At 63.4% G+C, this 22,922-nt stretch carries 18 protein-coding genes; 5 read left to right on the top strand and 13 right to left on the bottom strand.

Annotated elements, in window-relative coordinates; genetic code table 11:
* The first annotated feature begins 2 nt into the window (after positions 1 to 2).
* Positions 3 to 929 (top strand): LysR family transcriptional regulator, encoded by a 927-nt coding sequence (locus ACYQ12_RS02320; RefSeq protein WP_459867132.1) that lies wholly within the window; start codon positions 3 to 5, stop codon positions 927 to 929.
* 76 nt (positions 930 to 1,005) lie between these two features.
* On the opposite strand, the gene ACYQ12_RS02315 is transcribed toward ACYQ12_RS02320, so the two are convergent.
* The 13 genes from ACYQ12_RS02315 to hemE all read right to left on the bottom strand — a co-directional run bounded on the left by ACYQ12_RS02315 (position 1,006) and on the right by hemE (position 18,504).
* Positions 1,006 to 3,147 (bottom strand): methyl-accepting chemotaxis protein, encoded by a 2,142-nt coding sequence (locus ACYQ12_RS02315; protein WP_459867129.1) that lies wholly within the window; start codon positions 3,145 to 3,147, stop codon positions 1,006 to 1,008.
* Positions 3,148 to 3,535: 388 nt separating this feature from the next.
* Positions 3,536 to 3,658 (bottom strand): hypothetical protein, encoded by a 123-nt coding sequence (locus ACYQ12_RS02310; RefSeq protein WP_459867126.1) that lies wholly within the window; start codon positions 3,656 to 3,658, stop codon positions 3,536 to 3,538.
* 110 nt (positions 3,659 to 3,768) lie between these two features.
* The gene (locus ACYQ12_RS02305) at positions 3,769 to 5,622 is read right to left on the bottom strand and encodes a methyl-accepting chemotaxis protein (protein WP_459867123.1); all 1,854 of its coding nucleotides are present in this window, start codon (positions 5,620 to 5,622) and stop codon (positions 3,769 to 3,771) included.
* A 290-nt stretch (positions 5,623 to 5,912) separates the two neighbouring features.
* Positions 5,913 to 6,347, bottom strand: coding sequence for a host attachment protein (locus ACYQ12_RS02300; RefSeq protein WP_459867120.1), 435 nt, complete (start codon positions 6,345 to 6,347; stop codon positions 5,913 to 5,915).
* A gap of 226 nt (positions 6,348 to 6,573) precedes the next feature.
* Positions 6,574 to 7,056, bottom strand: coding sequence for a helical membrane plugin domain-containing protein (locus ACYQ12_RS02295; RefSeq protein WP_459867117.1), 483 nt, complete (start codon positions 7,054 to 7,056; stop codon positions 6,574 to 6,576).
* The gene (gene fdhF / locus ACYQ12_RS02290; protein ID WP_459867114.1) at positions 7,056 to 10,034 is read right to left on the bottom strand and encodes a formate dehydrogenase subunit alpha; all 2,979 of its coding nucleotides are present in this window, start codon (positions 10,032 to 10,034) and stop codon (positions 7,056 to 7,058) included. Before fdhF ends, ACYQ12_RS02295 begins: the two co-directional genes overlap by 1 nt.
* A 301-nt stretch (positions 10,035 to 10,335) precedes the next feature.
* Positions 10,336 to 12,135: a thiol reductant ABC exporter subunit CydC gene (gene cydC / locus ACYQ12_RS02285; protein ID WP_459867111.1), complete on the bottom strand. Its 1,800-nt coding sequence runs from the start codon at positions 12,133 to 12,135 to the stop codon at positions 10,336 to 10,338.
* Entirely contained in the window at positions 12,128 to 13,918 is a 1,791-nt protein-coding gene (cydD, locus tag ACYQ12_RS02280) for a thiol reductant ABC exporter subunit CydD (protein ID WP_459867108.1), read from the bottom strand. The genes cydC and cydD overlap by 8 nt, the downstream gene beginning before the upstream one ends.
* 8 nt (positions 13,919 to 13,926) lie before the next feature.
* Entirely contained in the window at positions 13,927 to 14,925 is a 999-nt protein-coding gene (gene cydB / locus ACYQ12_RS02275) for a cytochrome d ubiquinol oxidase subunit II (protein ID WP_459867105.1), read from the bottom strand.
* A gap of 2 nt (positions 14,926 to 14,927) precedes the next feature.
* Positions 14,928 to 16,334, bottom strand: coding sequence for a cytochrome ubiquinol oxidase subunit I (locus ACYQ12_RS02270; RefSeq protein ID WP_459867102.1), 1,407 nt, complete (start codon positions 16,332 to 16,334; stop codon positions 14,928 to 14,930).
* A gap of 268 nt (positions 16,335 to 16,602) precedes the next feature.
* Complete coding sequence (locus tag ACYQ12_RS02265) at positions 16,603 to 16,956, bottom strand: VanZ family protein (RefSeq protein WP_459867099.1); 354 nt, start codon at positions 16,954 to 16,956, stop codon at positions 16,603 to 16,605.
* Positions 16,941 to 17,471, bottom strand: a complete 531-nt coding sequence (locus tag ACYQ12_RS02260; RefSeq protein WP_459867096.1) for a thiol-disulfide oxidoreductase DCC family protein — start codon at positions 17,469 to 17,471, stop codon at positions 16,941 to 16,943. The genes ACYQ12_RS02265 and ACYQ12_RS02260 overlap by 16 nt, the downstream gene beginning before the upstream one ends.
* Positions 17,440 to 18,504 (bottom strand): uroporphyrinogen decarboxylase, encoded by a 1,065-nt coding sequence (hemE, locus tag ACYQ12_RS02255; RefSeq protein ID WP_459867093.1) that lies wholly within the window; start codon positions 18,502 to 18,504, stop codon positions 17,440 to 17,442. Before hemE ends, ACYQ12_RS02260 begins: the two co-directional genes overlap by 32 nt.
* A gap of 237 nt (positions 18,505 to 18,741) precedes the next feature.
* Here hemE and ribA point away from each other — a divergent pair, with 237 nt between their 5' ends.
* The 4 genes from ribA (at position 18,742) to ACYQ12_RS02235 (ending at position 22,830) form a co-directional block, all read left to right on the top strand.
* The gene (ribA, locus tag ACYQ12_RS02250; RefSeq protein WP_459867090.1) at positions 18,742 to 19,377 is read left to right on the top strand and encodes a GTP cyclohydrolase II; all 636 of its coding nucleotides are present in this window, start codon (positions 18,742 to 18,744) and stop codon (positions 19,375 to 19,377) included.
* Between the two features lie 143 nt (positions 19,378 to 19,520).
* Complete coding sequence (gene trhA / locus ACYQ12_RS02245; RefSeq protein WP_459867087.1) at positions 19,521 to 20,207, top strand: PAQR family membrane homeostasis protein TrhA; 687 nt, start codon at positions 19,521 to 19,523, stop codon at positions 20,205 to 20,207.
* Positions 20,208 to 20,656: 449 nt separating this feature from the next.
* Positions 20,657 to 21,922, top strand: a complete 1,266-nt coding sequence (locus ACYQ12_RS02240) for a NupC/NupG family nucleoside CNT transporter (protein ID WP_459867084.1) — start codon at positions 20,657 to 20,659, stop codon at positions 21,920 to 21,922.
* 62 nt (positions 21,923 to 21,984) lie between these two features.
* Complete coding sequence (locus ACYQ12_RS02235; protein WP_459867081.1) at positions 21,985 to 22,830, top strand: outer membrane protein OmpK; 846 nt, start codon at positions 21,985 to 21,987, stop codon at positions 22,828 to 22,830.
* Positions 22,831 to 22,922: the final 92 nt, after the last annotated feature.

The following is a 22,922-nucleotide window of genomic DNA, read 5'->3' as shown; positions in this document are numbered from 1 at the left end:
AGATGCGCTACACACTGCGACAGCTGGAAGTCTTCGTCGCCATCGCCCAGCACGAGAGCGTCTCCCGTGCCGCGCATGCCCTGTCGCTCTCCCAGTCGGCGGCCAGCACGGCACTGGCGGAACTGGAGCGCCAATTCGACTGCCAACTGCTCGACCGTGTGGGCAAGCGGCTCAGACTCAACGCGCTTGGCTTTCAGCTGCTGCCCAAGGCCGTGGCCCTGCTCGACCGCGCCGAGGAGATCGAGGAACTGCTGCGAGGTCAGCATGGGCTTGGCTCGCTGGATGTAGGGGCCACGCTGACCATCGGCAACTACCTGGCGACGCTGCTGATCAGCGACTTCATGCATCGCCATCCCGACAGCCGGGTTCGGCTGCATGTACGCAACACGGCTTCCATTGTCGAGCAGGTCGCCCACCATGATCTTGATCTGGGTCTGATCGAGGGCGACTGCCAGCATGACGACATCGTCATGCAGCCATGGGTGGAGGACGAACTGACCGTGTTCTGCGCCCCCGACCACCCCTTGGCCCGGGCCGGTCAGGCCGACATGGAAACATTGATGCGCGAGGCCTGGATCATGCGCGAGGAAGGCTCCGGCACCCGCCGCACCCTGGAGCAGGCGCTGCGCCACCGGCGTAGCCGTTTCATCATTCTGCTGGAGCTGGAACATACCGAGGGGATCAAGCGTGCCGTCGAATCGGGCCTGGGCATCGGCTGCATTTCACGCCTGGCCCTGCGCGACGCCTTCCGCCGTGGGAGCCTGGTGCCCATCGAGACACCCGAACTCGATCTGCATCGCCAGTTCGCCTTCATCTGGCACCGCCACAAGTATCTGACCACCGCGATGCGTGAGTTTCTGCGGCTATGCCGGGAAATGACTGCCGGTAGCCGGTGCAGCGACGAGATCAAGCTACCTTACGTTTCTTGAAGAATGGATGACGATGACAGGCTCCAAAATGGCAATGGCCCGGAAGATTCCGAGCCACTGCTGGCATGGCCTGTCCTCAGGCATCGTCGTGGCTGAGGGCCCGGGTCGGTGATGACCTGGCCGGGGCAGGCAGCGTCATATCGGCATGGCCCGCCCCACGAGGCGCGAGCGTGAACGCGCCGACCACCTGCGTCAGGCGCTCCGCCTGTTCCTGCAACTGGTCGGCCGCCGCAGCGGATTCCTCGACCAGTGCAGCATTCTGCTGCGTCATACGGTCGAGCTCGGCCACCGCCTGATTGACCTGGCCGATGCCTTGACTCTGCTCCTTGGTGGCAGCACTGATCTCGCCGAGCACTTCGGTGACCCGCGCCACGCTGGCGACGATCTCGTCCATGGTCGCGCCGGCGGTGCGCACCAGCTCGGCGCCGGCCCGGGTCTTGGCCGAGGAGGCATCGATCAGCCCCTTGATCTGCTGCGCGGCCTCCGCCGAGCGGCTGGCCAACTGACGCACCTCACCGGCGACCACTGCAAAGCCGCGGCCCTGCTCACCGGCACGAGCGGCCTCCACCGAAGCATTGAGCGCCAGCAGGTTGGTCTGGAAGGCAATGCCGTCCATCAGGGTGACAATCTCGGCGATCTGCCTTGACGAGGCATCGATGTCGTCCATGGTAGTCACGACTTGAGACACCACCTCACCGCCGCGGGAAGCGATCTCCGAGGCCGAGAGCGACAGCTGATTGGCCTGACGCGTCGACTCGGCGGTGTGATCGACGGTGCTGGTCAATTGTTCCATCGACGCCGAGGTCTCCTGCAGGTTGGAGGCCGCGGTCTCGGTACGCGACGACAGATCCTGGCCGCCCTGGGCGATCTCGCCCGCCGCCACGTTGACCGACTCGCTACTGTCGCGGACGTCGAGCAGCACGTCGTTCATCTTGTCGGCGAAGGCGTTGAACTGGATCGCCAACTGGGCGCTTTCGTTGCGCCCCCTGACCGGCAGGCGCCGGGTCAGGTCGCCGCCGCCCGAGGCGATATCGCGCATGCGCTCGGCCAGTTGCCGCAGCGGTCGCGAAATGCTGCCGCCCAACAGCCAGCTGGCGAGCAGACCCAGGCCGGCGATCGCCAGGCCCATCGCGATCATCCCCAGCATGGTGTTCTGGCGCTGGGCCTGCATCTGCTCTTGCAGGTCATGCAGACCGGCCATGACGGCGCTCTCGGGCAGACGAATCATCAGCACCCAGGGTTTGCCGGTCTCGTCGATGGTGAATGGCCAATACAGTTCGATCATGTCCTGCCCGGCATCGAGATTACGCACCCTCTCGCCGCTCTGGGCCTGCGCGATGCTTGCCTGAAAGGAGGGATCGAACGCCTTATCCATGGGTTGACCGAGCAGTTCGGCATTGCGGGTATACGCCGCGACGGCACCCTGAGACGCGATCAGGGCCATTTCTCCGGCACCGTCATAGAGCGACTGATTGGCTTCGTCCAGCAGGCCCTGGATGAAATCGACGGACAGGTCGACCCCGGCGCTGCCACGAAACTCGCCATCGACCAGGATGGGAGCGTTGAACGAGGTGACCAGTAGCATCTTGCCGTTATAGTCATACAGGTGGGGATCGACGATACAACTGCGCTTCGACTCCTTGGTACACAGGTAGTATTCACCCTGACGAATGCCCGACGCGTCGCGTGCCTGGCTCTCCATGTTACTGCCCAACGGCAGGACCTCGATGTCACCGCTCTTGGTACGATACCACCACGGCATGAACCGACCATCCTCACCGTAGCCCTGGTCCTCGCGGCCGGTGAAATAGGCGTCGTTGCCGAAGGCGTTGGGCTCCCAGCCGATGAAGGCATCCAGCAGGTCGGGGTTGTCGACCACTGTCTGACGCACCAGATTCGACAGTTCCTGGCGGCTCAGCGACAGCTGCGGCAGGCCATTGGCCTGCTCACGGCCCATCATCGCATTGCTGGCCGCCAGATTTCGGGCCAGGGTCAATGCATGCTCGAGCCGGGCCTGAATACGCTCGACCTGCGCAGTGGCCACCGCACTCAGACGCTGCTCGATGTTCTGCTCGAGTAGTGCGCGGGTCTCGGACTCCACCAGCGCCTGGGAGCGAGAGTTGGCGATCAACGAATAGATGACCAGCGCGGCCACGACGACCAGAATGCAGGTGCCGACCAGAGTGGTAACGAAGGTGCGTAAGGACTTGAAGTGCATATCGTCACTCCTTCAGCCAAGCGGCTGGGCAGGGCACCGGTGATTGCTGGGGGCGCGGCGGCCTTTGCGTCATGAGTCCGATGTCGCGATGCTGCCGGGCGCGCGTACCCGTGATGCTCGCACCGGCAGCCCGAATGCGACAGTTCAGGAAAGTCGGCATAGTGGTTGTACTCAGCCTTGGAGGGATTGGAGTTATGGTAAGGATGAAGTCCGGGCGTTAAGCGAAACATACATATAAGTTATCGCCGCCTTGCAAATAAACTTGAGCAATTTAATTGTTTACTTAAATCACCAACATCAGCGGAAGTTTAAAAAGAAAGCTTTAACGTGAGCAGATCATGATTAAGGCTTGTCACTTTAGAGTGCTGCCATGGATATTCTCTTTGCATCAGAGTGCCGACGAACCGATGTGTTTTCTCCTGCCGGCCGGGAGCTGGCGCGCAGCATCGACGCTGCGGCTGCCCAACTGGCGCACCTCACCGACGACCACCGACGCGACTTGAACTTTCATCGAGCCTCACCTGGAAATAACCGATTCGCCTGGAGGCAAAACTGTCTTCGAACACTCTGGCCCGGCGACATCCAACCTCACCGGGCCAACGTGGACATCAGATCAAGAGGCTACGACAGCAAGACCGGAGCAGGAGAACTCTCGTAGGACACTCGCGTGCCGCTGTCGCTCAGCTTGAAGGTAGCCACCGTTTCGGCCAGCCGCTGGGCCTGCTCGTTGAGCTGTTCGGCGGCGGAAGACGACTCCTCGACCAGTGCCGCATTCTGCTGTGTCATGCGGTCGAGCTCGGAAACCGCCACGTTGACCTGACCGATTCCCGCGCTCTGCTCGCGGCTGGCCGCACTGATCTCGCCGATGACATCGCTGACCCGAGTGATGCTGTCGACGATCTCGCTGACGGTGGTGCCGGCATTCTTGACTAGCTCGGTACCCGTGAGCGTCTTGCTCACCGACGCGTCGATGAGGCCCTTTATCTCCTGGGCCGCCTGGGTGCTGCGACTGGCGAGGTTGCGGACCTCACCGGCGACCACGGCGAAACCGCGCCCCTGTTCCCCGGCACGCGCCGCCTCGACCGATGCGTTGAGCGCCAGCAGGTTGGTCTGGAATGCAATGCTGTCCATCACCGTGATGATCTCGGCAATCTGGCGCGACGAGGTATTGATATCCTCCATGGTGCTGACCACACTCCCCATCACCTCACCTCCGCGCTTGGCCACCTGAGATGCGTTAACCGCCAGTTCGCTGGCCTGACGCGCGGAATCCGCCGACTGCTCCACGGTACTGGTGATCTGTTCCATGGAAGCGGAGGTTTCCTGAAGGTTGGAAGCCGCCTGCTCCGTGCGCCCGGACAGGTCATGGCTGCCCAGCGAGATCTCGTGAGCCGCCACCTTGACCGAGTCGGTGGTGTCGCGGATGGTCAGTAGTACGCTTTCCATCTTGCCGACGAAACGGTTGAAGGCATCGGCAATCTGCGCCACTTCGTCGTGTCCGGCGACATGCAGCCGCTGGGTCAGGTCACCACTGCCGCTGGCGATGTTCTCCAGGGCATCGCGGGCCTGCAGCAGGCCGGCAAAGGCACGCTTGAGCCATAAGCCAAAGAGCGTGGCGGCCGCGACACTGACCAGGACGAGGGTCAGCAGTGCCGACTGGATAATCGCCTGTAGCCCCCCCGTCGCCTCACGCTCGTCGAGGGCCACCCCCAGCTCCCAGTCGGTGCCGGCGATGGGGCTGACGTCGAGGCGCATGTCTCGTTCGCCGATTTTCACTGCACGCCAAGCCCCGTCCTGACTCAGTTCGTTGAGCGTTGCCGGCGTCAGATCTTCGGCGAGTTGGGTGACAGGCGCTCCGGTCATCTCGACGTCGGGCTGTGCCAGTAGCGTCTCGCCCCGGTAGCTCAGGAAGGCGAAACTCGAGGGAGTCGGCTTGATCGCCGCTACATCGGCGATGAGCTCCTCGACCACGATGTTGCCGCCAATGACGGCGAATAGCTGGCCGTCTCTCATGACCGGTATCGAGAAGCTCACGACCTTCTGGCCGGTGTTGGCGTCCACGAAAGGATTGGAAACCGCCACGCCGCCACGCTCAGCGGCAGCGGTATACCAGGGGCGCTCGCGGACGTTGTAACCCGGGGGGGGCTTGAAACCTTCGGAAGTTGTCATCTCTCCTGTTGCGTATCCCACGAATGCCACGCGAAACCCACCAGACTGGGCCAGTTGATGGAGCGTCGGCAACGGCTCTTGCTCATCGATTAGATCGCGGGCCGCCTCAAGCATCATCGCACGTGCCGCAACCCATTCCTCGATGGACTCCGCACTGCTCCTGGTCACGGTCGCCAGGTTCTTTTCGACAAGGTCCTCGTAATGGGACTTGACGGTGAAGTAACTCACTCCGGCGACCAGCACCATGGCCAGTACAATGATTGCCACGCTGGCAACCAGAATGCGCTGTTTCAGGGAAGACAACATGTTTCGCTCTCGAATCGGGTCAATGGGCAGGCAGAGAGCTGCCCCGTGTCCGGCAACGTGCCGGGAGTCCGGGAAAGGACTATCGACTCGAGCAAAATAAACTTAAATCAATATCGTTTAATCAACGTTAATCAAGAGCGTTCTAGGAGGCTCCGACAATCACGATGGGATAGGCCACGGGAAAAGACGGAGCAACCGCTGCCCGGGATGGCAGCGGCCCGCTACGCTCTGCCTGAGAAAAGCCTGGGTAACCCTCGGCGATTCTTCAGGCAGCGCTCAAGGCAGAGGGATCAGGCAAAGGGTTTGCCGAGCTTCTCGGCGATCTGTTGCTCGGAATCCTTGGAGAGGTCCTTGTCGACAGTCTTCTCGATCATGCCCCGCGTCGTGGTATCCAGCTTGTCGCGCAACGCTCCCAGAAACTTGGGAGCGGCAGCCACGATGAAGCTGTCGACCTTGTGCTCGACACGTGCCTTGCGCATGTATTCCGCCACCTCCTTGGCAAACATCCCGGCGTGCTTTTCCATGGTGGTCACGGAGTGATCGGATTGGCGAATCCCGTAGCCAGCCGAATCGTCAACGCCGCCGTCGCCGCCTGTACGCAGATCCCCCTGATGCTGGCGGCTTTCGGGATGCACGAGCGAGTCGATCTCGCGTACCTCGCCAACCTTCTCCTGCAGGAAGATCCGTGCCCGGGCAGCATCCGCGGCAATGATATAGGTCTTCATAGTGCCTCCTTTCATCTCTTAGCACGCACTCCGGCGTGAACCAACATGCCCGACGGGAAGCCATCGCTTCGCCGCATGCGTCGTGGGTCCGTAGAACGGCCGGCGATTTTCCGGCGCCTCTTCAGGATGGGCGATGATGGCGAAGGACACAAATCCCGCCGTGTCCCTCGCCTACAGGGGCCGCCGTACCACGCCACGAGACGCAACGACGGGACTTGCGGCGACGCTAATCCTGGGTCTTCTTGCCGGTGTAATCGGAGATCGGCTTGTCGATATCGCGATCCAGCCCTTCGGCGAATTTCTTGAGCCCCTCGATCACCGGCGTGACGGCCTGCCATAGCTGCTCGTCGTGCAGTAGCTTGTAGGCCCCGCTGACCCCCGGCGCCTCATGATCGTGCTTCTCGGGCTGATACTCGGCGACGTGTCTCAGGCCGTCTTTCACGGCGAAAACCACCTTGTAGAACTGATCGGGCGGAATGGTGGACAGCATCATGCCCAGTGCCGCCAGGTTCTGGATGGCATTGAGAGACCCTGGCTTGCTGAGGCCGCTGACGAGCACCTTGGCCACCTCATTGTTGCTGGCGACGATGTCGTTGGCGAAGCGCAGCACGCCATGCTCGTGCAGCGTCTGCAGCAGGCGCTCCAGTTCCTCGTGCGCATCCGGGCCGATCTTGGCCGGCTTGGGGGTGTAGTGAATACGTTCGGCCATTACATTTTCTCCGGATGGATTAGGTGATGCGGCGGCTTGACGTAATCGTCCCGAGCCCATTTGACCGGTGCCTCGGGTCCCTTGTTGGGCGTCCGGCTGCCCCGGCGGAAATTGTTGGGTGGCAGCGGCGAAGGCCCCTTTTCCCGATCCAGCACTTTCAGCTTGACCGCGGTCTCCTTGTAAGCCGGCGTGTCGACATCGGGATCGTGATGCTCGCCGGTCAGGCCGTTGACCCCCGGCTTGCCCTGGTGGATAGGCAGGAAAAGCGTGCGTCCCCGAACGCGGTCGGTAACCACGACGGGCACCTCGGTGCTGCCGCGTCGCGAGGTGATGCAGACCCAGGAACCATCCTCGATGCCGCGCTCGGCGGCCAGCTCGGGGCTGACCTCGACGAACCAGCTGGGCAGCTCTTCCTTGATGCGCGGTCCCTGCCCGGTCTGGTTCATTGCCTGGAAGTGCTCGAGCATGCGTCCGTTGTCCAGCTCCAGGTCGTACTCCTCGTCCGGCGCCTCGGCCGGCTCCTGCCACTCCAGCGGATAGAGCACGGCCTTGCCGTCGTCGGTATGGAACGTACCGTCCGCGTAGAGCAGCGGCGAATCGGTGCCATCCTCCTTTACCGGCCACTGCAGGGATTTCCAGCCTTCGAGTCGCTCGTAGGTCACCCCGGCGAACATCGGCGCGATGCGGGCGCACTCCTCCATGATCTGGCCGGGATGCGTGTATCCCCAATCGTGGCCCATGCGTGCGGCCAGGTCGGTAAGAATGCGCCAGTCGGGACGGCTGTCGCCCAACGGCGGCATGACCTCGTAGAAGCGCTGGATACGCCGCTCGGTGTTGACGTAGGAGCCCTCCTTCTCGACGCTGGGCGCCCCCGGCAGCACCACGTCGGCGAACTCGGCGGTACGGCTCATGAAGATGTCCTGCACCACCAGAAAATCGAGCTTGGTGAAGGCCTCATGCACGTTGTGCGAGTCGGCATCCGAGAACGCCGTCTCCTCGCCGATGATCATCATCGCCTTGAGCTTGTCCTGTTCGGCGGCCTGCACCATCAGGAAGTTGCCCTCCCCGACCTTGTCGGAGAGCTGCTCCTTGGGCACGCCCCAGCCCCTGGCCCAGCGCTCGCGCGCTTCGTCCTGGGAGACCTTCTCGTAGCCCGGGTACATGTTGCGCAGGCAGCCGAAATCGCTGGCGCCCTGCACGTTGTTGTGGCCGCGCATGGGATAGCCGCCGGTACCCGGCTTGCCATAGTTGCCGGTGACCAGGAGCAGGTTGGAGAGTGCGGTGCTGGTGTCCGAACCGTGGCTGTGCTGGGTGATGCCCATCGCCCACAACAGCGAGACGCTCTTGGCGCGGCCGATCATCTCCGCGGCGTCGATCAGTTGCTGCTTGGGGATGCCGGTCTTCTCCTCGGCGTACTCCAGGGTGAACGGCGCAAGCGACCGGCGATACTCCTCGACCTGGTTGACCTTGCTATCGAGGAACGCCGTGTCGGCCAGGCCGTTGTCGAACATGTAGCGCGACAGGGCCGAGGCCCAGATCAGATCGGTACTCGCCTTGGGGCGCATGAAGATATCGGCGCGCTCGGCCATCTCGTGCTTGCGCGGGTCGGCGACGATCAGCTTCTGGCCGTGCAGCTTGTGGGCGGCCTTGATCTTCGAGGCGATGACCGGATGGTTCTCGGCGGTGTTGCTGCCGACGATGACGATCACCTCCGCCTTTTCGAGGTCGGTGATGCTGCCGGCATCGCCGCCGTAGCCGACGGTGCGGAACAGCCCCTTGGTCGCCGGGTTCTGGCAGTAGCGCGACGAGTTGTCGACGTTGTTGGTGCCGACGATCAGCCGCGCGATCTTCTGCGTCAGATAGGCTTCCTCGTTGCTGCCCTTGCTCGAGCCGATGAATCCGATGCTGTCCGGACCATAGGTGTCGCGCGTCTCCAGCAGGCGTCGGGCGACCAGATCCAGCGCCTCGTCCCAGCCCGCCTCGCGGAAACGGCCATTCTCGCGGATCAGAGGCGTGGTCAGGCGATTCTCGCTATTGACGAAATCCCAGGCGAACTTGCCCTTGATGCAGGTCGAGATGCCGTTGGCCGGGGCATCGACTACCGGCTGCACCTTGAGAATATGCCGGTCGCGGGTCCACATCTCGAAGGAGCAACCCACCCCGCAGTAGGTACAGACCGTCTTGGTGCGCTTGATCTCCGGCTGGCGCCACGCCATGTCCATCATCGAGACACCGGTGACCGGCGTCGCCCCGGTGGTGTTCTCCAGCGCCTTGACGAGATCGATCATCGGTCGCTTGAGCGACTCCGACATCGAGGTGAACGGCCCGGCATCCGGCTGCATGGTCTTCTCCAGCAGCGCGTTGCATGGACAGACCGTGACGCAATGCCCGCACTGTACACAGCTCGATTCATCGATCGGGCTCCCGCCATCCCACAAGACGCGGGGATTCTCGCTGGTGTAATCGATGGAGAGCGTCTCGTTGACTTCGACGTTCTGACAGGCTTCCACGCAACGCCCGCATAAAATGCACTGGTCGGGATCATAGGTATAAAACGGGCTGGAGTGATCCTTCTCGTAGGGCTTGCGCCGAAACTCGTAGCGCTGGATGGGGATGTTCATGTCCGCCATCGTGTTGTGCAGGGTGCAGTCGCCGGTATTGTGCTCGCATACCGTGCAGTAGAGTTCATGCTTGGAAAGCAGGCGGTCCATACCCTCGATGCGTGCCGCCTCGGCATGTTCATTCTTGCTGGATATTGCCAGACCTTCCTGGGTGTGGATCGTGCAGCCCCGCTTGAGCTCACCATCGATTTCGACCCAACAGGCATCGCAGGTCTCGATTGGGCCGAGTGCACGGTGGTAGCACACATGCGGCAGGTCGATGTCGTGTTCCGCGAGGAAATCGATAAGTGGTGCGCCCGCCTGGCCCGTCAATCGCTCCCCATCATAAACAATCGTGCAGTCAGTGACCTTGGTCATGGGATAACCCTTTTCACGGGGCCCGGCCGATCTGCGTGAGGAAAAGACACCGAATCAGTCGGGCTTGTTGAATATCCTTATTCTGTCGGGCTTGAACCGGCCAGCCCCTACGGATCGGCTGCGACCGGGACCCGGACGAGAGACAACGGAGCGAGGGAAACGATGCCCGTCAGGTAGCCAGAGAGGCCGAGCAACGCGTCTTCTTCCATTCGTCTCTGCTAAAACGTAGTCAACCCGGTTTCGCCTGTCTAAGGCGCGTACCGTAAAACAAGGTGCGTACCGTAAATCCGTCCCGTGGGGTCTAGAGCACCACCTGGCGATTGAGGGCGGCGTAGCGGCTATCCGGCCGGGCGAGCAGTGCCTGAGGCGCGCCCGCCTCCAGCAGGCGGCCATCGTCGAGAATGCCGATACGATCGAGCCGCTCGAGCCCGCTCAGCCGGTGGGTGATCAGCAGCAGCGTGCGGCTGGCACAGCGTCGGCGTATCTCGTCGAGCACCTGGGCCGCGGTCGGCTCGTCGAGCCCTTCGGTCGGCTCGTCGAGTACCACTACCGGCGCCGGAGCCAGCAGTGCGCGGGCAATGCCGAAGCGGCGCAACTGGCCGCCGGACAGCGAGCTACCACCTTCGTCGGGGTAGCTATCGAGCCCATCGGGCTGGTTCTGCAGCCACCCCTCGAGCCCGAGCGCCGTGAGCAGCTCGATTATCTGCTCATCGCTGGCCTGCGGCGCGCCGATTCGCAGGTTGTCGCGATAGCTCGCCACGAAGAGATGAACGTCCTGCGGCGCCACGGCAAACGATGCCCGCAATGTCGGCTCGCTCAGGTCCTCGAGTGCCACGCCGCCGAGACGCAGCCTGCCCCGGCTGGGCTCGACGAAGCGCACCAGGGTATTGAGCAGCGTCGTCTTGCCGCCACCGGACGGCCCGAGCAGCGCGAAGTGCTCGCCCGCCTCCAACGTCAACGTCACGCCGTCGAGCGCTCGGGTACCATCGGCGAAGGTCACCGCCACGTCTTCGAGTTCGAGGCGGGCATCACGCGGCGTGGCTAGATCCGCCTCGGGGTAGGTGATGCTCGGCACCTGCGTCCCAAGCTCGTTGAGACGCTGCGCGGCGCGCTGAATGCGGCCCAGATTCTGCCAAGCCTGGGGCAGCATGGCGATAGCCTCGAAAGCGGCCAGCACCGCCAGTCCCATCAGCGCGATCAGCGTCGGATCGAGCCGCGTCTGGCTGGCCATCCAGGCAGCCATCAGCAGTGTGCCGGCCATGGTCAGTCCCAGCAGAGTCTGGGAGATGAGCTGCGCGCGCCCCCACTGCCGGGCCAGTCGCTGCTCTGCCGCATCGCGCTGATACTGCGCCTCGACCATGGCCTCGATCTCGCTCTGCCAGCGGCCGTACAGCAGCAGCTCCGGCAGGGCGGCAAGCCGCTCGAGCAGACGGCTGCGCAGCGTGCCGTTCAAGGCATGCCAACGACTCGAGTGGCGATATCCCCGATACCAGGCAAGCCAGGGTCCCAGCACGCCCGATACCAGCAGCGCCAGAGCAGCGAACAGGCCGATCGGCCAAGCGAACACGCCGATCACCACGCCGCAACCGACGATCGTGAACAGCGCCACCAGCGACGGCGTCAACACCCTCAGGTAGAGGGTGTCCAGAGCATCGACATCCGCGGTCAGGCGCGTCATCAGATCGCCGCTACCGTAGCGCATCAGTGCGGCGGGCGAGAGGGGTTCAATGGCCTGATAGACGTGCTTGCGCAGCCGGGAGAGCAGTTTCAGCGTGCCCTCGTGGGAAGTGACACGCTCACCGTAACGCGTCGCGGTCCGGGACACGGCGAAGAAACGAATCCCCGCCGAGGGCACGAAGAAGTTGAAGCTCGCCGCTGTCGCCGCCGTCAGGCCGGCCAGCGCCGCCGCACTCAGAAACCAGCCGGACAGAGCGATCAGTCCGACACTCGAGGCCAGCGCCAGCAGGTTGAGCAGTACACCGCTGCCAAGCAGCCAGGCGAAGGGGCGCATCTGCCCCAGATAGGGCCGGAGCTCCTTTAGCGTCATCCTGATGGAGGGAGAGAGTGCCGCCCTGGCGGACGGGGAGCTGGGATCAGGCATCGACACGCGCCTCCGGCAGGACATATTCGGCGAGCGGACCGCCATCGGCCCGCAGTGCCGCCAGGGTCCCCAGGGCCCGGACTCTCCCCTCCTCGAGCACCAGCACCCGATCGGCGAGTTGCAGCAGTTCGAGACGATGCGTCAGCATTACCAGGGTTCGCCCCTGCCGGAGCCGTTCGAGCGTGCGCATGACCCGCGCCTCGCTGTCACGGTCGAGACTCGCCGTGGGCTCGTCGAGCAGCACCAGCGGCGCCTCGCGCAGAAAGGCCCGCGCCAAGGCAATACGCCGCGCCTGGCCACCGGAAACGGGCTGTCCGCCTTCGCCCAGGCGGGTTGCAAGGCCCTGAGGCAGGCGCCCCGCCCACTCGCCGAGATCGGCCTGCTCCAGTGCCCGCCAGAGTGCGTCCTCGCCGGCCTCGGGAGCGGCAAGACGCAGGTTGTCGGCCAGCGAGCCCGAGAGCAGCGTCGGCGTCTGGCCGACCCAGCCGATGGCGCGCTGCCAGGCCTCGGGTGCCAGCGTGTCGATACGGGTCCCGTCGTCCGTGGTCAAGGTGCCCGACTCGGGAGGCAGAAAGCCCATCAGCACATTCAGCAAGGTCGTCTTGCCCGCCCCGCTGGGACCGATCACGGCCAGAGTCTCGCCCGGGTCAATCTCGAGACTGACCCCGGCAAGTGCGGGGGACGACCGGGCGGTATAGCGGCAAGTGACATCGTCCAGCCGCAGCCCCAGCCGCGCGGGCACTGGCCAGTCACGGCGCCCCTGGCGGGTCGCCACGTCGCGCGCCAGGATCGGAATCAGATCCTCGGCGGCGGCTTCCGCCTCGGCCTTGGCGTGATAGTGGGTGCCGAGGTCACGCAGCGGCTGGTAGAACTCGGGGGCGAGAATCAGCACGAACAGCCCGATGAACAGATCCAGCCCATGCCCCCAGGTGCCGAAGTGGAACTGGCCCAGATAGGTAAAGCCGATATACAGGGCCAGCAGCGCGATCGACACCGAGCTGAAGAACTCCAGCACCGCCGAGGAGAGAAAGGCCAGGCGCAGCACATGCATGGTGCGTGCGCGAAAGCTCTCCGAGGCTGCATGCACTTCATCGGCCTGACGGCGGCTGACGCCGAACAGCTTGAGCGTCGACAGCCCGCGCAGGGTGTCGAGAAAGTGCCGGCTCATGCGGCTCATCTCGCGAAACTGCGCCTGCTGGCGGCTCTTGGCGCCCATGCCCACCACGGCCATGTTCAGTGGAATGGTCGGCGCGGTCGCCAGCAGAATCAGCCCCGCCGCCCAGTTCAAGGGAAATACCGCCAGCAGGATCAGCAGCGGAACGCTCACGCACAGGATCATCTGCGGGCGGTAGTCCGCGTAATAGCCCTGCAGGGCGTCGACCTGATCCCAGACACGGTTGCCGAGCGCCGCGCTGTGCTGGCGCCGCGCCCAGAGGGGGCCGAGTTCGCCGAGGCGTCCGAGCAGGTCGCGGCGGATCGACTGACGAATCTGGATGGCACTGCGCGTCCCGGCTTCGGTCTTGAGCCAGGCCAGCGCTCCGCGGCCGATGAAGGCGAGCGGCAGCAGGCACAGCGGCAGAATCACGCTGGAGAAGGCGGCATTCTCGATGACCATCCGCTGCGCCACGCTGGCGATCGCCCAGGCCTGCACGAACAACAGCAGTGTCGAGGCGGTGCCGGCGATCATCGCGATACGGGCCCAGAATGCGCCGTGCCCGGCATTGGCATTCAGCCACTGACGCGGCGTGGGAAGAGCGCTCCTTTCGGGTTCGTCATGGCTCACGATACGTATCACCCTTCGCTTTCGCGGACCTTGCCACGAAATACCCGATAACTGTAGGCGGTATAACACAGGATGATCGGAACCATGATCGCGTAGCCCACCAGCAGAAAAGTCTGGCTCGAGCGATGCGATGCGGCATTCCAGATAGTCACGTCCGGCGGAATCATTATCGGATACAGGCTGATGACCAGGCCCACCAGCCCCAGCACGAACATTCCCACGACCTGCAGAAAAATCCGCTTCTCGTAGCGACGCTGTGCACCGCGGATGATGCCAAACGCCAGCACCACCATCAGCACGGCCAGCACGCCCAGCCACAGGCTATGAGGATAGCTCAGCCAGCGCTCGGCAATGCGCGCATTCGCCAGCGGCGTCCAGATGGCGACGACCACCATGCCCAGCAGGAACAGCAATGTCAGTGGCCTTATCAGGCGATAAAGCCGCCGTTGCAGATGACCTTCGGTCTTGACGATCAGCCAGGCCGCCCCCAGCAGCGCATAACCCACCACCAGCGCCGCGCCGGTACAGAGACCAAACCATGAAAACCAGCCCAGAGCGCCGCCCATGTAGGGCTCGCCGTCGGTCGCCACGCCACTGATCACGCTGCCGACGATCATGCCTTGAATGAACGTGGTCACCACCGTGGCCACGATGAAGCCCCGATCGAATCCCTGACGCGAATGCGACTCGAAGCGGAATTCGAAGGCCATGCCCCGAAAGAACAGGCACATCAGCATCAGCACCAGCGGCAGATACATGGCCGGCAACAACGTGGCATACACCAGCGGAAACGCGCCGTACAGCCCCGCCGCACCCAGCACCAGCCAGGTCTGGTTGCCATCCCAGACCGGCGAGGCCGTGGTCATCATGATGCCGCGCTGCTCCTCCTCGCGGATGAAGGGAAACAGGATACCGATGCCCAGACTGAATCCATCGAGAATCACGTACAGAATCAGGGCAAACCCGATCAGGCCAAACCAGATCACCGGGAACATCTCGTGGCTCATCATCATGCCTCCCCATGCCGGCGGGACGACCGCGAGGCCTGCCGGGCCTCTTGCGAGTCGCCCTTCTCCTCACTATCTGCAGGCAGCGCGTCTTCAGGCGGCTTTCTGACCAGCCTGAAGAAGAAATATGCCCCGATGAAGAAGATCAACGTATAGATGGCCCACAATCCCGCCAGGCTGGCCATCAGCGTGCCGACGCTGAACGGCGAGACACCATCGGCGGTTCGCAGCAGGCCATAGATGATCCAGGGCTGACGGCCGGCTTCCGTGGTCACCCAGCCCGCCTCTATCGCCACCACGCCGGCCGGCGTCGCCAGCATCATCAGTATCAGGAACCAGCGCGCCTCGTAGAGACGCTTGCGCTTGCGCAGCCATAGCGACAGCGCGACCAGCCCCAGCATGGCAAAGCCCAGATAGACCATGATGCGAAAGGCGAAGAAGACGAGAGGTACATTAGGCCGTTCGTCTTCCGGCCACGCCTTCAAGCCCTGGATCCTGCCATCCAGCGAGTGGGTCAGGTAGAGGCTGCTGAGCCGGGGAATTTCCAGGGAGAAGAGGTTCCTTTCCTCCTCCATGCTCGGCCAGGCGAACACCACCATCGGCATGCCGGGACGCTCGGGCTCTATCTCCCAGTGCCCCTCCATGGCCGCGACCTTGACCGGCTGATGCTCCAGCGTGTTCAACCCATGCACATCGCCGGCGACGATCTGCAGCGGCACGGCGGCCGTCAGCATCCATAGCGCCATGGAGAACATCTTGCGGGCGACCGCATCCCGCCTGTTGCGCCACAGATGCCAGGCAGCGATGCCCGCCACCGCAAACGCGGTCGCGATCATGGCCGCCAGTGACATGTGTACGAAACGGTACGGCTGGGACGGATTGAAGATGACCTGCCACCAATCGGCGGGGATGAACTGGCCGTTCTCGATGACTTGACCCGTCGGCGTCTGCATCCAGCTGTTGGACGACAGGATCCAGAACGTCGAGATGTAGGCGCCCAGCGCCACCATGCAGGTGGCGAAGAGATGCACCTTGGGACTGACGCGCCCTTGGCCGAACATCATGATGCCGAAGAATCCGGCTTCCAGGAAAAAGGCGGTGATGACCTCGTAGGTCAGCAGTACCCCATTGATGCCGCCCGCCTTGGCCGAGAAACCGCTCCAGTTGGTGCCGAACTCGAAGGCCATGATCACGCCGGATACCACACCCGCGCCGTAATTCACCGCAAAGTGCGGCTTCCAGTAATTGAAGATGCCGAGATAGATCCGGTTACCCGTCTTCAGCCACATGGCCTGTACGAAGGCAAGATAGGTCGCCAACCCGATGCTCAGCGCCAGGAAGATGATGTGGTACATCACGGTGGTCGCGAATTGCAGGCGAGCCAGGTCGACAGCGTCCAACCCCAGCATGAACGGCTCCTTCCATGTCTTGTTACGGCACTGTCGGAAAACCGCCGGATGGACTCGACGACTCTCCGGCAGGACCCGATCCCTGTCGTGCTCGAGGCAAACTTCCTGCCGCCAGGCGGGCGGAAGCCCTTCAAACCCTAGTCAACGCAGCGGCGCTTGTCGAAAGACAACGTGTCGCACCCTGCTGCTGCGTCCCCCGACAGCGCCTTCTCCCGGATACAAAAAGACGGCCCGCAGGCCGCCTGGCACACCACCGAGGGCGAATTGGTCAAACTCTCCAGCGTTGCCATAACGCGACCAGCACGACGGCTGCTAGCGCGCCCAGCGAGTTGGCCAGCATGTCCTCCCAGTCGCCGCCGCTGCGTCCTGGCACACCGATCTGCGCCAGCTCGATCAGCACGCCATAGCCGGCCGCGATGAGAAAGCTGCCCCAGCCACCCGGTCCCGCCAGGCGGACCCAGAACGCCAGGCCGGCATAGCCGATGAAATGGTTGAACTTGTCCCATGGCAGATTCTCGGGCAGCTCCTCGCCGGGCATCAGACTGCCCCAGGCGATGATCAGCGCGCATGCCACGGCCAGCGCGGCGCGCGGCCATAAGGCCTGTCTCAGGTAGACGACCATGGAAGCTCCCGTGCTGCCGATGCCGAAGACAGCGAGTCCTCGTACATGGCCAAGCGGGCCGGCAGGCCCAACTGGCGACAGTGCGTCGCGGTCAATGTGGTGATGAAGCGCTCGCGCGCCGCGTCGTTCAACGCGACATCCGGTGCCAGGCGACGCCGGTAGCGACCCACGCCGCGGTAGGCGACGTCCCGCAGCGGCCGCGGCAGCGAGCGCAGCTCGGCAAACAGGCTCCATGGCCAGCGCAGCTCATCCGCCAGACGCCACAGCGCCTCGCTGTCACGAAAGAGCCGGCCGTCACGGATGCACCAGACGCTATCCAGGCGGTGCGGGTCGGTACCGAAATAGGCCCCGAGGCGCTCGCCCACCGGCGAGGCCAGCCCCGCCAGCAGGAAGCGGGGCCCGTTCTCATGGCGCAGCAGAAAGTGCGCCGAACGCCGGCACAATGGGCAACCGGCGTCCAGCACCACCAGGGTGCGCGACGCGTCAGCGCTGATGATAGCCCGGGCTGAGTTCATGCAGTGCATCCACGAATGCGGTGACGTGATCCGGATCGGTGAACTGGCTGATGCCGTGGCCGAGGTTGAATATATGTCCCGGCCCCGGGCCGTAGCTGTCGAGGACCCTTGCCACTTCGGCACGGATCGCCGGCGGCGGAGCGAACAGCACGTTGGGGTCCAGGTTACCCTGCAGAGCGACCTGATTGCCGACCCGCTCGCGGGCATCCGACAGTTCGGTGCTCCAGTCCAGACCCAGCGCATCGGCGCCGGTGGTCGCCATATGTTCCAGCCACTGGCCACCGTTCTTGGTAAACAGGATCACCGGCACGTGCCGGCCGTCGTGCTCGCGGATCAAGCCGGCGACGATCTGCTCCATGTAACGCAGCGAGAATTCCAGGTAGGCCGGCGTCGACAGCGATCCTCCCCAGGTATCGAAGATCTGCACGGCCTGGGCGCCGGCGCGGATCTGCGCGTTGAGATAGTCGGTCACCGCGTGAGCCAGCACGTCGAGCAGCTGATGCATGCTGTCGGGATTGCCGTAGAGCATCGACTTCACATGACGGAAATCCTTGCTCGAGCCGCCTTCGACCATGTAGGTCGCCAGTGTCCATGGGCTGCCGGAGAAGCCGATCAACGGCACGCGACCGTTGAGTTCGCGGCGAATCGTCGATACCGCGTTCATCACGTAATCGAGATCGCGCTCGGCATCCGGCGCCTTCAGGGCCTCGACAGCCTCGACGCTGCGCACCGGCTTGCGGAACTTGGGTCCCTCGCCGGTCTCGAAGTACAGCCCCAGTCCCATGGCATCGGGAATGGTCAGAATGTCCGAGAACAGGATGGCAGCATCCAGCGGGTAACGCTCCAGCGGCTGCAGTGTCACCTCGCAGGCCAGTTCGGCGTTGCGGCAGAGATCCATGAAGTTGCCCGCCCGGGCCCGGGTCTCGCGGTACTCCGGCAGGTAACGCCCGGCCTGGCGCATCATCCACACGGGGGTACGGTCTACCGGCTGGCGCGCCAGGGCGCGCAGGAAACGATCGTTCTTGAGTTGCATGGCGTTCTATCTGACAGGAATTCGTGCCCAGTGTAATGGATAAGCGCGCATCACGACGTGATTCGTGTCCACGATTTTTCCGTTTCCCGGTGGGCGTCGAAACCATGCGCAGCCGGCAGGCCCGGCGGGTATTCCGACCGGATTAAGCCGTGAGCCGTCGTCCAACGCCTGTTATAATGTTGCGCTCTTTACAGGACTCGGCGCCACACGACGCCCTGCGCGCTACCGAGGTTCAATGTGACGATTCGCTTCATCGCCGCCTCCAAACTGCCCATGCCATGGGCGACATTCACCATGCATGGCTTCGAGGACGAAGCCACCGGCAAGGATCACATCGCGCTGACACTCGGCGATGTGGCCACCGACGAGCCGGTGCTCGCCCGGGTTCACTCCGAGTGCCTGACCGGCGACGCGCTGTTTTCGCTGCGCTGCGACTGCGGCTATCAGCTGCAGGAAGCGCTCAAGCGCATCGCTGCCGAAGGCCGTGGCGTGCTGCTCTATCTGCGCCAGGAGGGGCGCGGTATCGGTCTGCTCAACAAGATCCGCGCCTACCATCTGCAGGACCAGGGCGCGGATACCGTCGAGGCCAACGAGCGCCTGGGCTTCGGTGCCGATCTGCGCCGCTACGACCTTTGCGTGCCCATGCTCGAGCATCTGGGCATTCACTCGCTCAAGTTGATGACCAACAATCCGCGCAAGATCGAGGCGCTGACCCGGGACGGCATACGCATCGTCGAGCGTCAGCCGATCACCACCGGTCGCAACCCGCACAACGAGCAGTACCTGTCCACCAAGGCCGGCAAGCTCGGCCACATGATGGATCTGGGAGATTTCACCGCCGCGACGGATGTGGATATCGAGCGCAAGGCTTGATTCCACGACGGACGATTGGCGGGCGTGGCGTGGCAGTCATGGCGAACCGAACCGGCAGGGGTGGCTGTCCAATGGCAGCGAACTAAACTGATGTATCAGCGTCGATTGTAGCGCTTGGAAATTTTATCGCTGGAGAACCGTTGATGCCCAGGCCATCCCGCCCCGCCCACGCCGTTCCATACGAGCAGGATTACAGCCCGCTGGAAGAGTGGCTGCACAGCATCAGCCACGGTATCGGTGCCGTGCTTAGCCTGGCGGGCATGACGGTGATGCTCGTTCTGGCCAGTCTGGTCGCGCATGTCGACCCTTGGAAGATCGTCAGCCTCAGTCTCTACGGTGCCAGCCTGATCCTGCTGTACACCGCGTCCACGCTCTATCACGGCTGTCGCCGGCCTCGCCTCAAGCGCGTCTTCAAGCTGCTCGATCACTGCGCCATCTATCTGCTCATCGCCGGCACCTACACGCCGTTCCTGCTGGTCAACATGCGCGGTCCGGTGGGCTGGACGCTGTTCGCCATCGTCTGGGGACTGGCACTCGGCGGCATCGCGCTCAAGCTGGTATGGCCGCATCGTTTCGGGGTATTGCGGGTGGCCATCTATCTGATCATGGGCTGGCTGATCGTGTTCGCCTCCGGCGAGATGGCCAGACGTCTGCCGGACACCGGCATCGCCCTGCTCGTCGCTGGTGGCATCACCTACACGGTGGGCGTGATCTTCTACGCCATTCCGCGCATCCCCTTCCATCATGCCATCTGGCACCTGTTCGTCATCGGCGGCAGCGTCTGCCACTACTTCGCCATCTATACCGCCGTATTGCCTTTCGAGGCCTAGGCGTTACGCGAAAACTGACGGCCCTCACCCTGACGGCATCGAGAGTCAGCGTAGATACTCATCTACTTCGATCCGCCGGTCGCAGCGGTAATCCCACCACGTGGCGAGCCTCCCAGCCGCCACCCGGCAATGCCTGCCTCAGCACGAGCCTCCCGCAGTATTTGCCGCAACGGGGCAACCTCGAGGAACGCTTTATCGTCGACGTTGTGCTTGGCCAATAGCCAGCCCGTCCTCTTCACCCGGCCATGCCAGACAATCGCGGCACAGGCTCGGTTTGCCGTGAGACTTCCATCACCTCCGCCGCGGCGCAAAAGAGTTGACACCCTGCAGCTCGTGTTATTTTATTAGCACCAAATGTGAAATTAATAACAAAACGATAGGCCTGTCCCCAGGCGCATGCCGTTCTCGCATAAAAACCCACAACCGAACGTCATCAGGATGTCAACATTATGACCCCCATCATGAGCCTGGTAGGGATGGCGGTGCTGATCCTTATCGCCGTCATTTTCTCCTACGATCGCAGAGCGATCCGCCTACGCACCGTGGGTGGCGCCTTCGCCATTCAGGCCGGTATCGGCGCATTCGTCCTCTATGTACCCTTCGGCCAGTCCGTGCTCAAGGCCCTGTCCGACGGCGTCAGTCAGGTCATCAGCTACGCCAACGACGGCATCGGCTTCCTGTTCGGCAACCTCGCCGATCCCGCCAGCGTGGGCTTCGTTTTCGCCGTCAAGGTACTGCCCATCATCATCTTCTTCTCGTCGCTGATCGCCGTGCTCTATTACCTCGGCATCATGCAGTGGATCATCCGTCTGCTCGGCGGCGCGCTGCACAAGGTCCTGGGCACCTCGCGCACCGAGTCGATGTCGGCCACGGCCAACATCTTCGTCGGCCAGACCGAGGCGCCCCTGGTGGTGCGTCCATTCATCGCCTCGATGACGCGCTCGGAACTCTTCGCCATCATGTGCGGCGGCCTGGCCTCGGTGGCCGGCTCGGTGCTCGCGGGCTATGCCGGCCTGGGCATTCCCATGGAATATCTGATCGCCGCCTCCTTCATGGCCGCCCCGGGCGGCTTGCTGTTTGCCAAGCTATTGATGCCGGAAACCGAACAGCCCAGGGACAGCGTGACGCGTATCGAGGAGAAATCCGAAGAGGAGGAGGAGCGTCCGGCCAACGTGCTCGACGCCGCCGCCGGCGGTGCCACCTCGGGGCTGATGCTGGCCGCCAACGTCGGCGCCATGCTGCTCGCCTTCATCGGGCTGATCGCGCTGATCAACGGTCTGCTGGGCGGCATCGGCGGCTGGTTCGGCATGGAGTCGCTGAGCCTGGAGCTGATACTCGGCTGGATCTTCTCGCCGCTGGCCTTCCTGCTGGGCATTCCATGGGGCGAAGCGACCCTGGCCGGTTCGTTCATCGGTCAGAAGCTGGTGGTCAACGAGTTCGTCGCCTACATCAACCTGGCGCCTTACATCTCGGGCGACGAGGTCGTGGCGGCCACCGGTGAGGCCATGTCGGCACATACCGCTGCGGTGCTCTCCTTCGCGCTGTGTGGCTTCGCCAACCTCTCGTCGATCGCCATTCTGCTCGGAGGGCTCGGCAGCATGGCGCCCATGCGCCGCCCCGAGATCGCCCGCTACGGCCTCAAGGCGGTACTGGCCGGGACCCTGTCCAACCTGATGTCGGCCACCATTGCGGGCTTCTTCATCAGCCTGACATGACGCTTGGACAAACCGGGCGCACATTTTCGACTAGCAACGACGACAACAAGGGAACAACGACCATGACCCTACACAAGTGGATCGGGGCTTCGCTCCTGACGACGCTGGCCTGCAGCGCTCCCGCCCTGGCAGCCGACTACTCCACGGGCCTCCATGAGAACGACTACAAGTGGATGTCATTCAACCTGATGCGCAGCGAAGACAACCGGCTGCCGTTTCGCAACGCCGAAGACACCTATGTCGAAATGGAATTCGGTGGTCGCTCGGGGATCGTCGACCTGTACGGCTACGTCGACTTCTTCGACGTGCTGAGCGACAGCAGCGACGATGCATCCGGAGGCGACAACATGTTCGCCAAGATAGCGCCTCGCTTTTCCCTGGATGCCATCACCGGGCACGACCTGTCCGTGGGCCCGGTCAAGGAGTGGTACATCGCCACGGTCACCAACATCGGTGATTACGGCCCCGCCGGAGGTCTCTGGGAGCACTACGTGGGTCTCGGCTCCGATATCGAGGCGCCCTGGTTCGGCAAGATGGGGCTCAACCTGACTGCCCGTTACGTCCGCGAGAACTATGGCGGTCCGGACGAAGGCTCATGGGACGGCTACATGGCCTCGACCAACTGGTTCAAGCCGTTCTACACCTTCGGCAACGGCAGCTACTTCGCCTACCAGGGCTATCTGGACTACAAGTTCGGCGCCGATACCGTGGGCGATCAGGCCGGTCGCAGCCACAACAGCCTGGAGTGGTTCAACGGGTTCTACTATCACACCGACCGTTACGCGATCGGCTATGGCCTGAAGATCTACAACAACATGGCGTTCTGGGAAGATGGCACGACCGTGGCCGGCGCTCGACAGGACACCTCGGGGCCGGGGCATTACTTCAGCATCAACTACAAGTTCTGATCGCGTCACGCTTTTCCGCTTTGCGAGCCGGTCACGACCGGCACACCAAGCGGGAATCTCCAAAAAAACGCCCGCCGTACACGGCGGCGTTT

It is taken from the genome of Halomonas shantousis, from assembly GCF_054654615.1.
The sequence above is the reverse complement of the archived record's forward strand: the minus strand, read 5'-3'. Positions and strand labels throughout refer to the sequence as shown.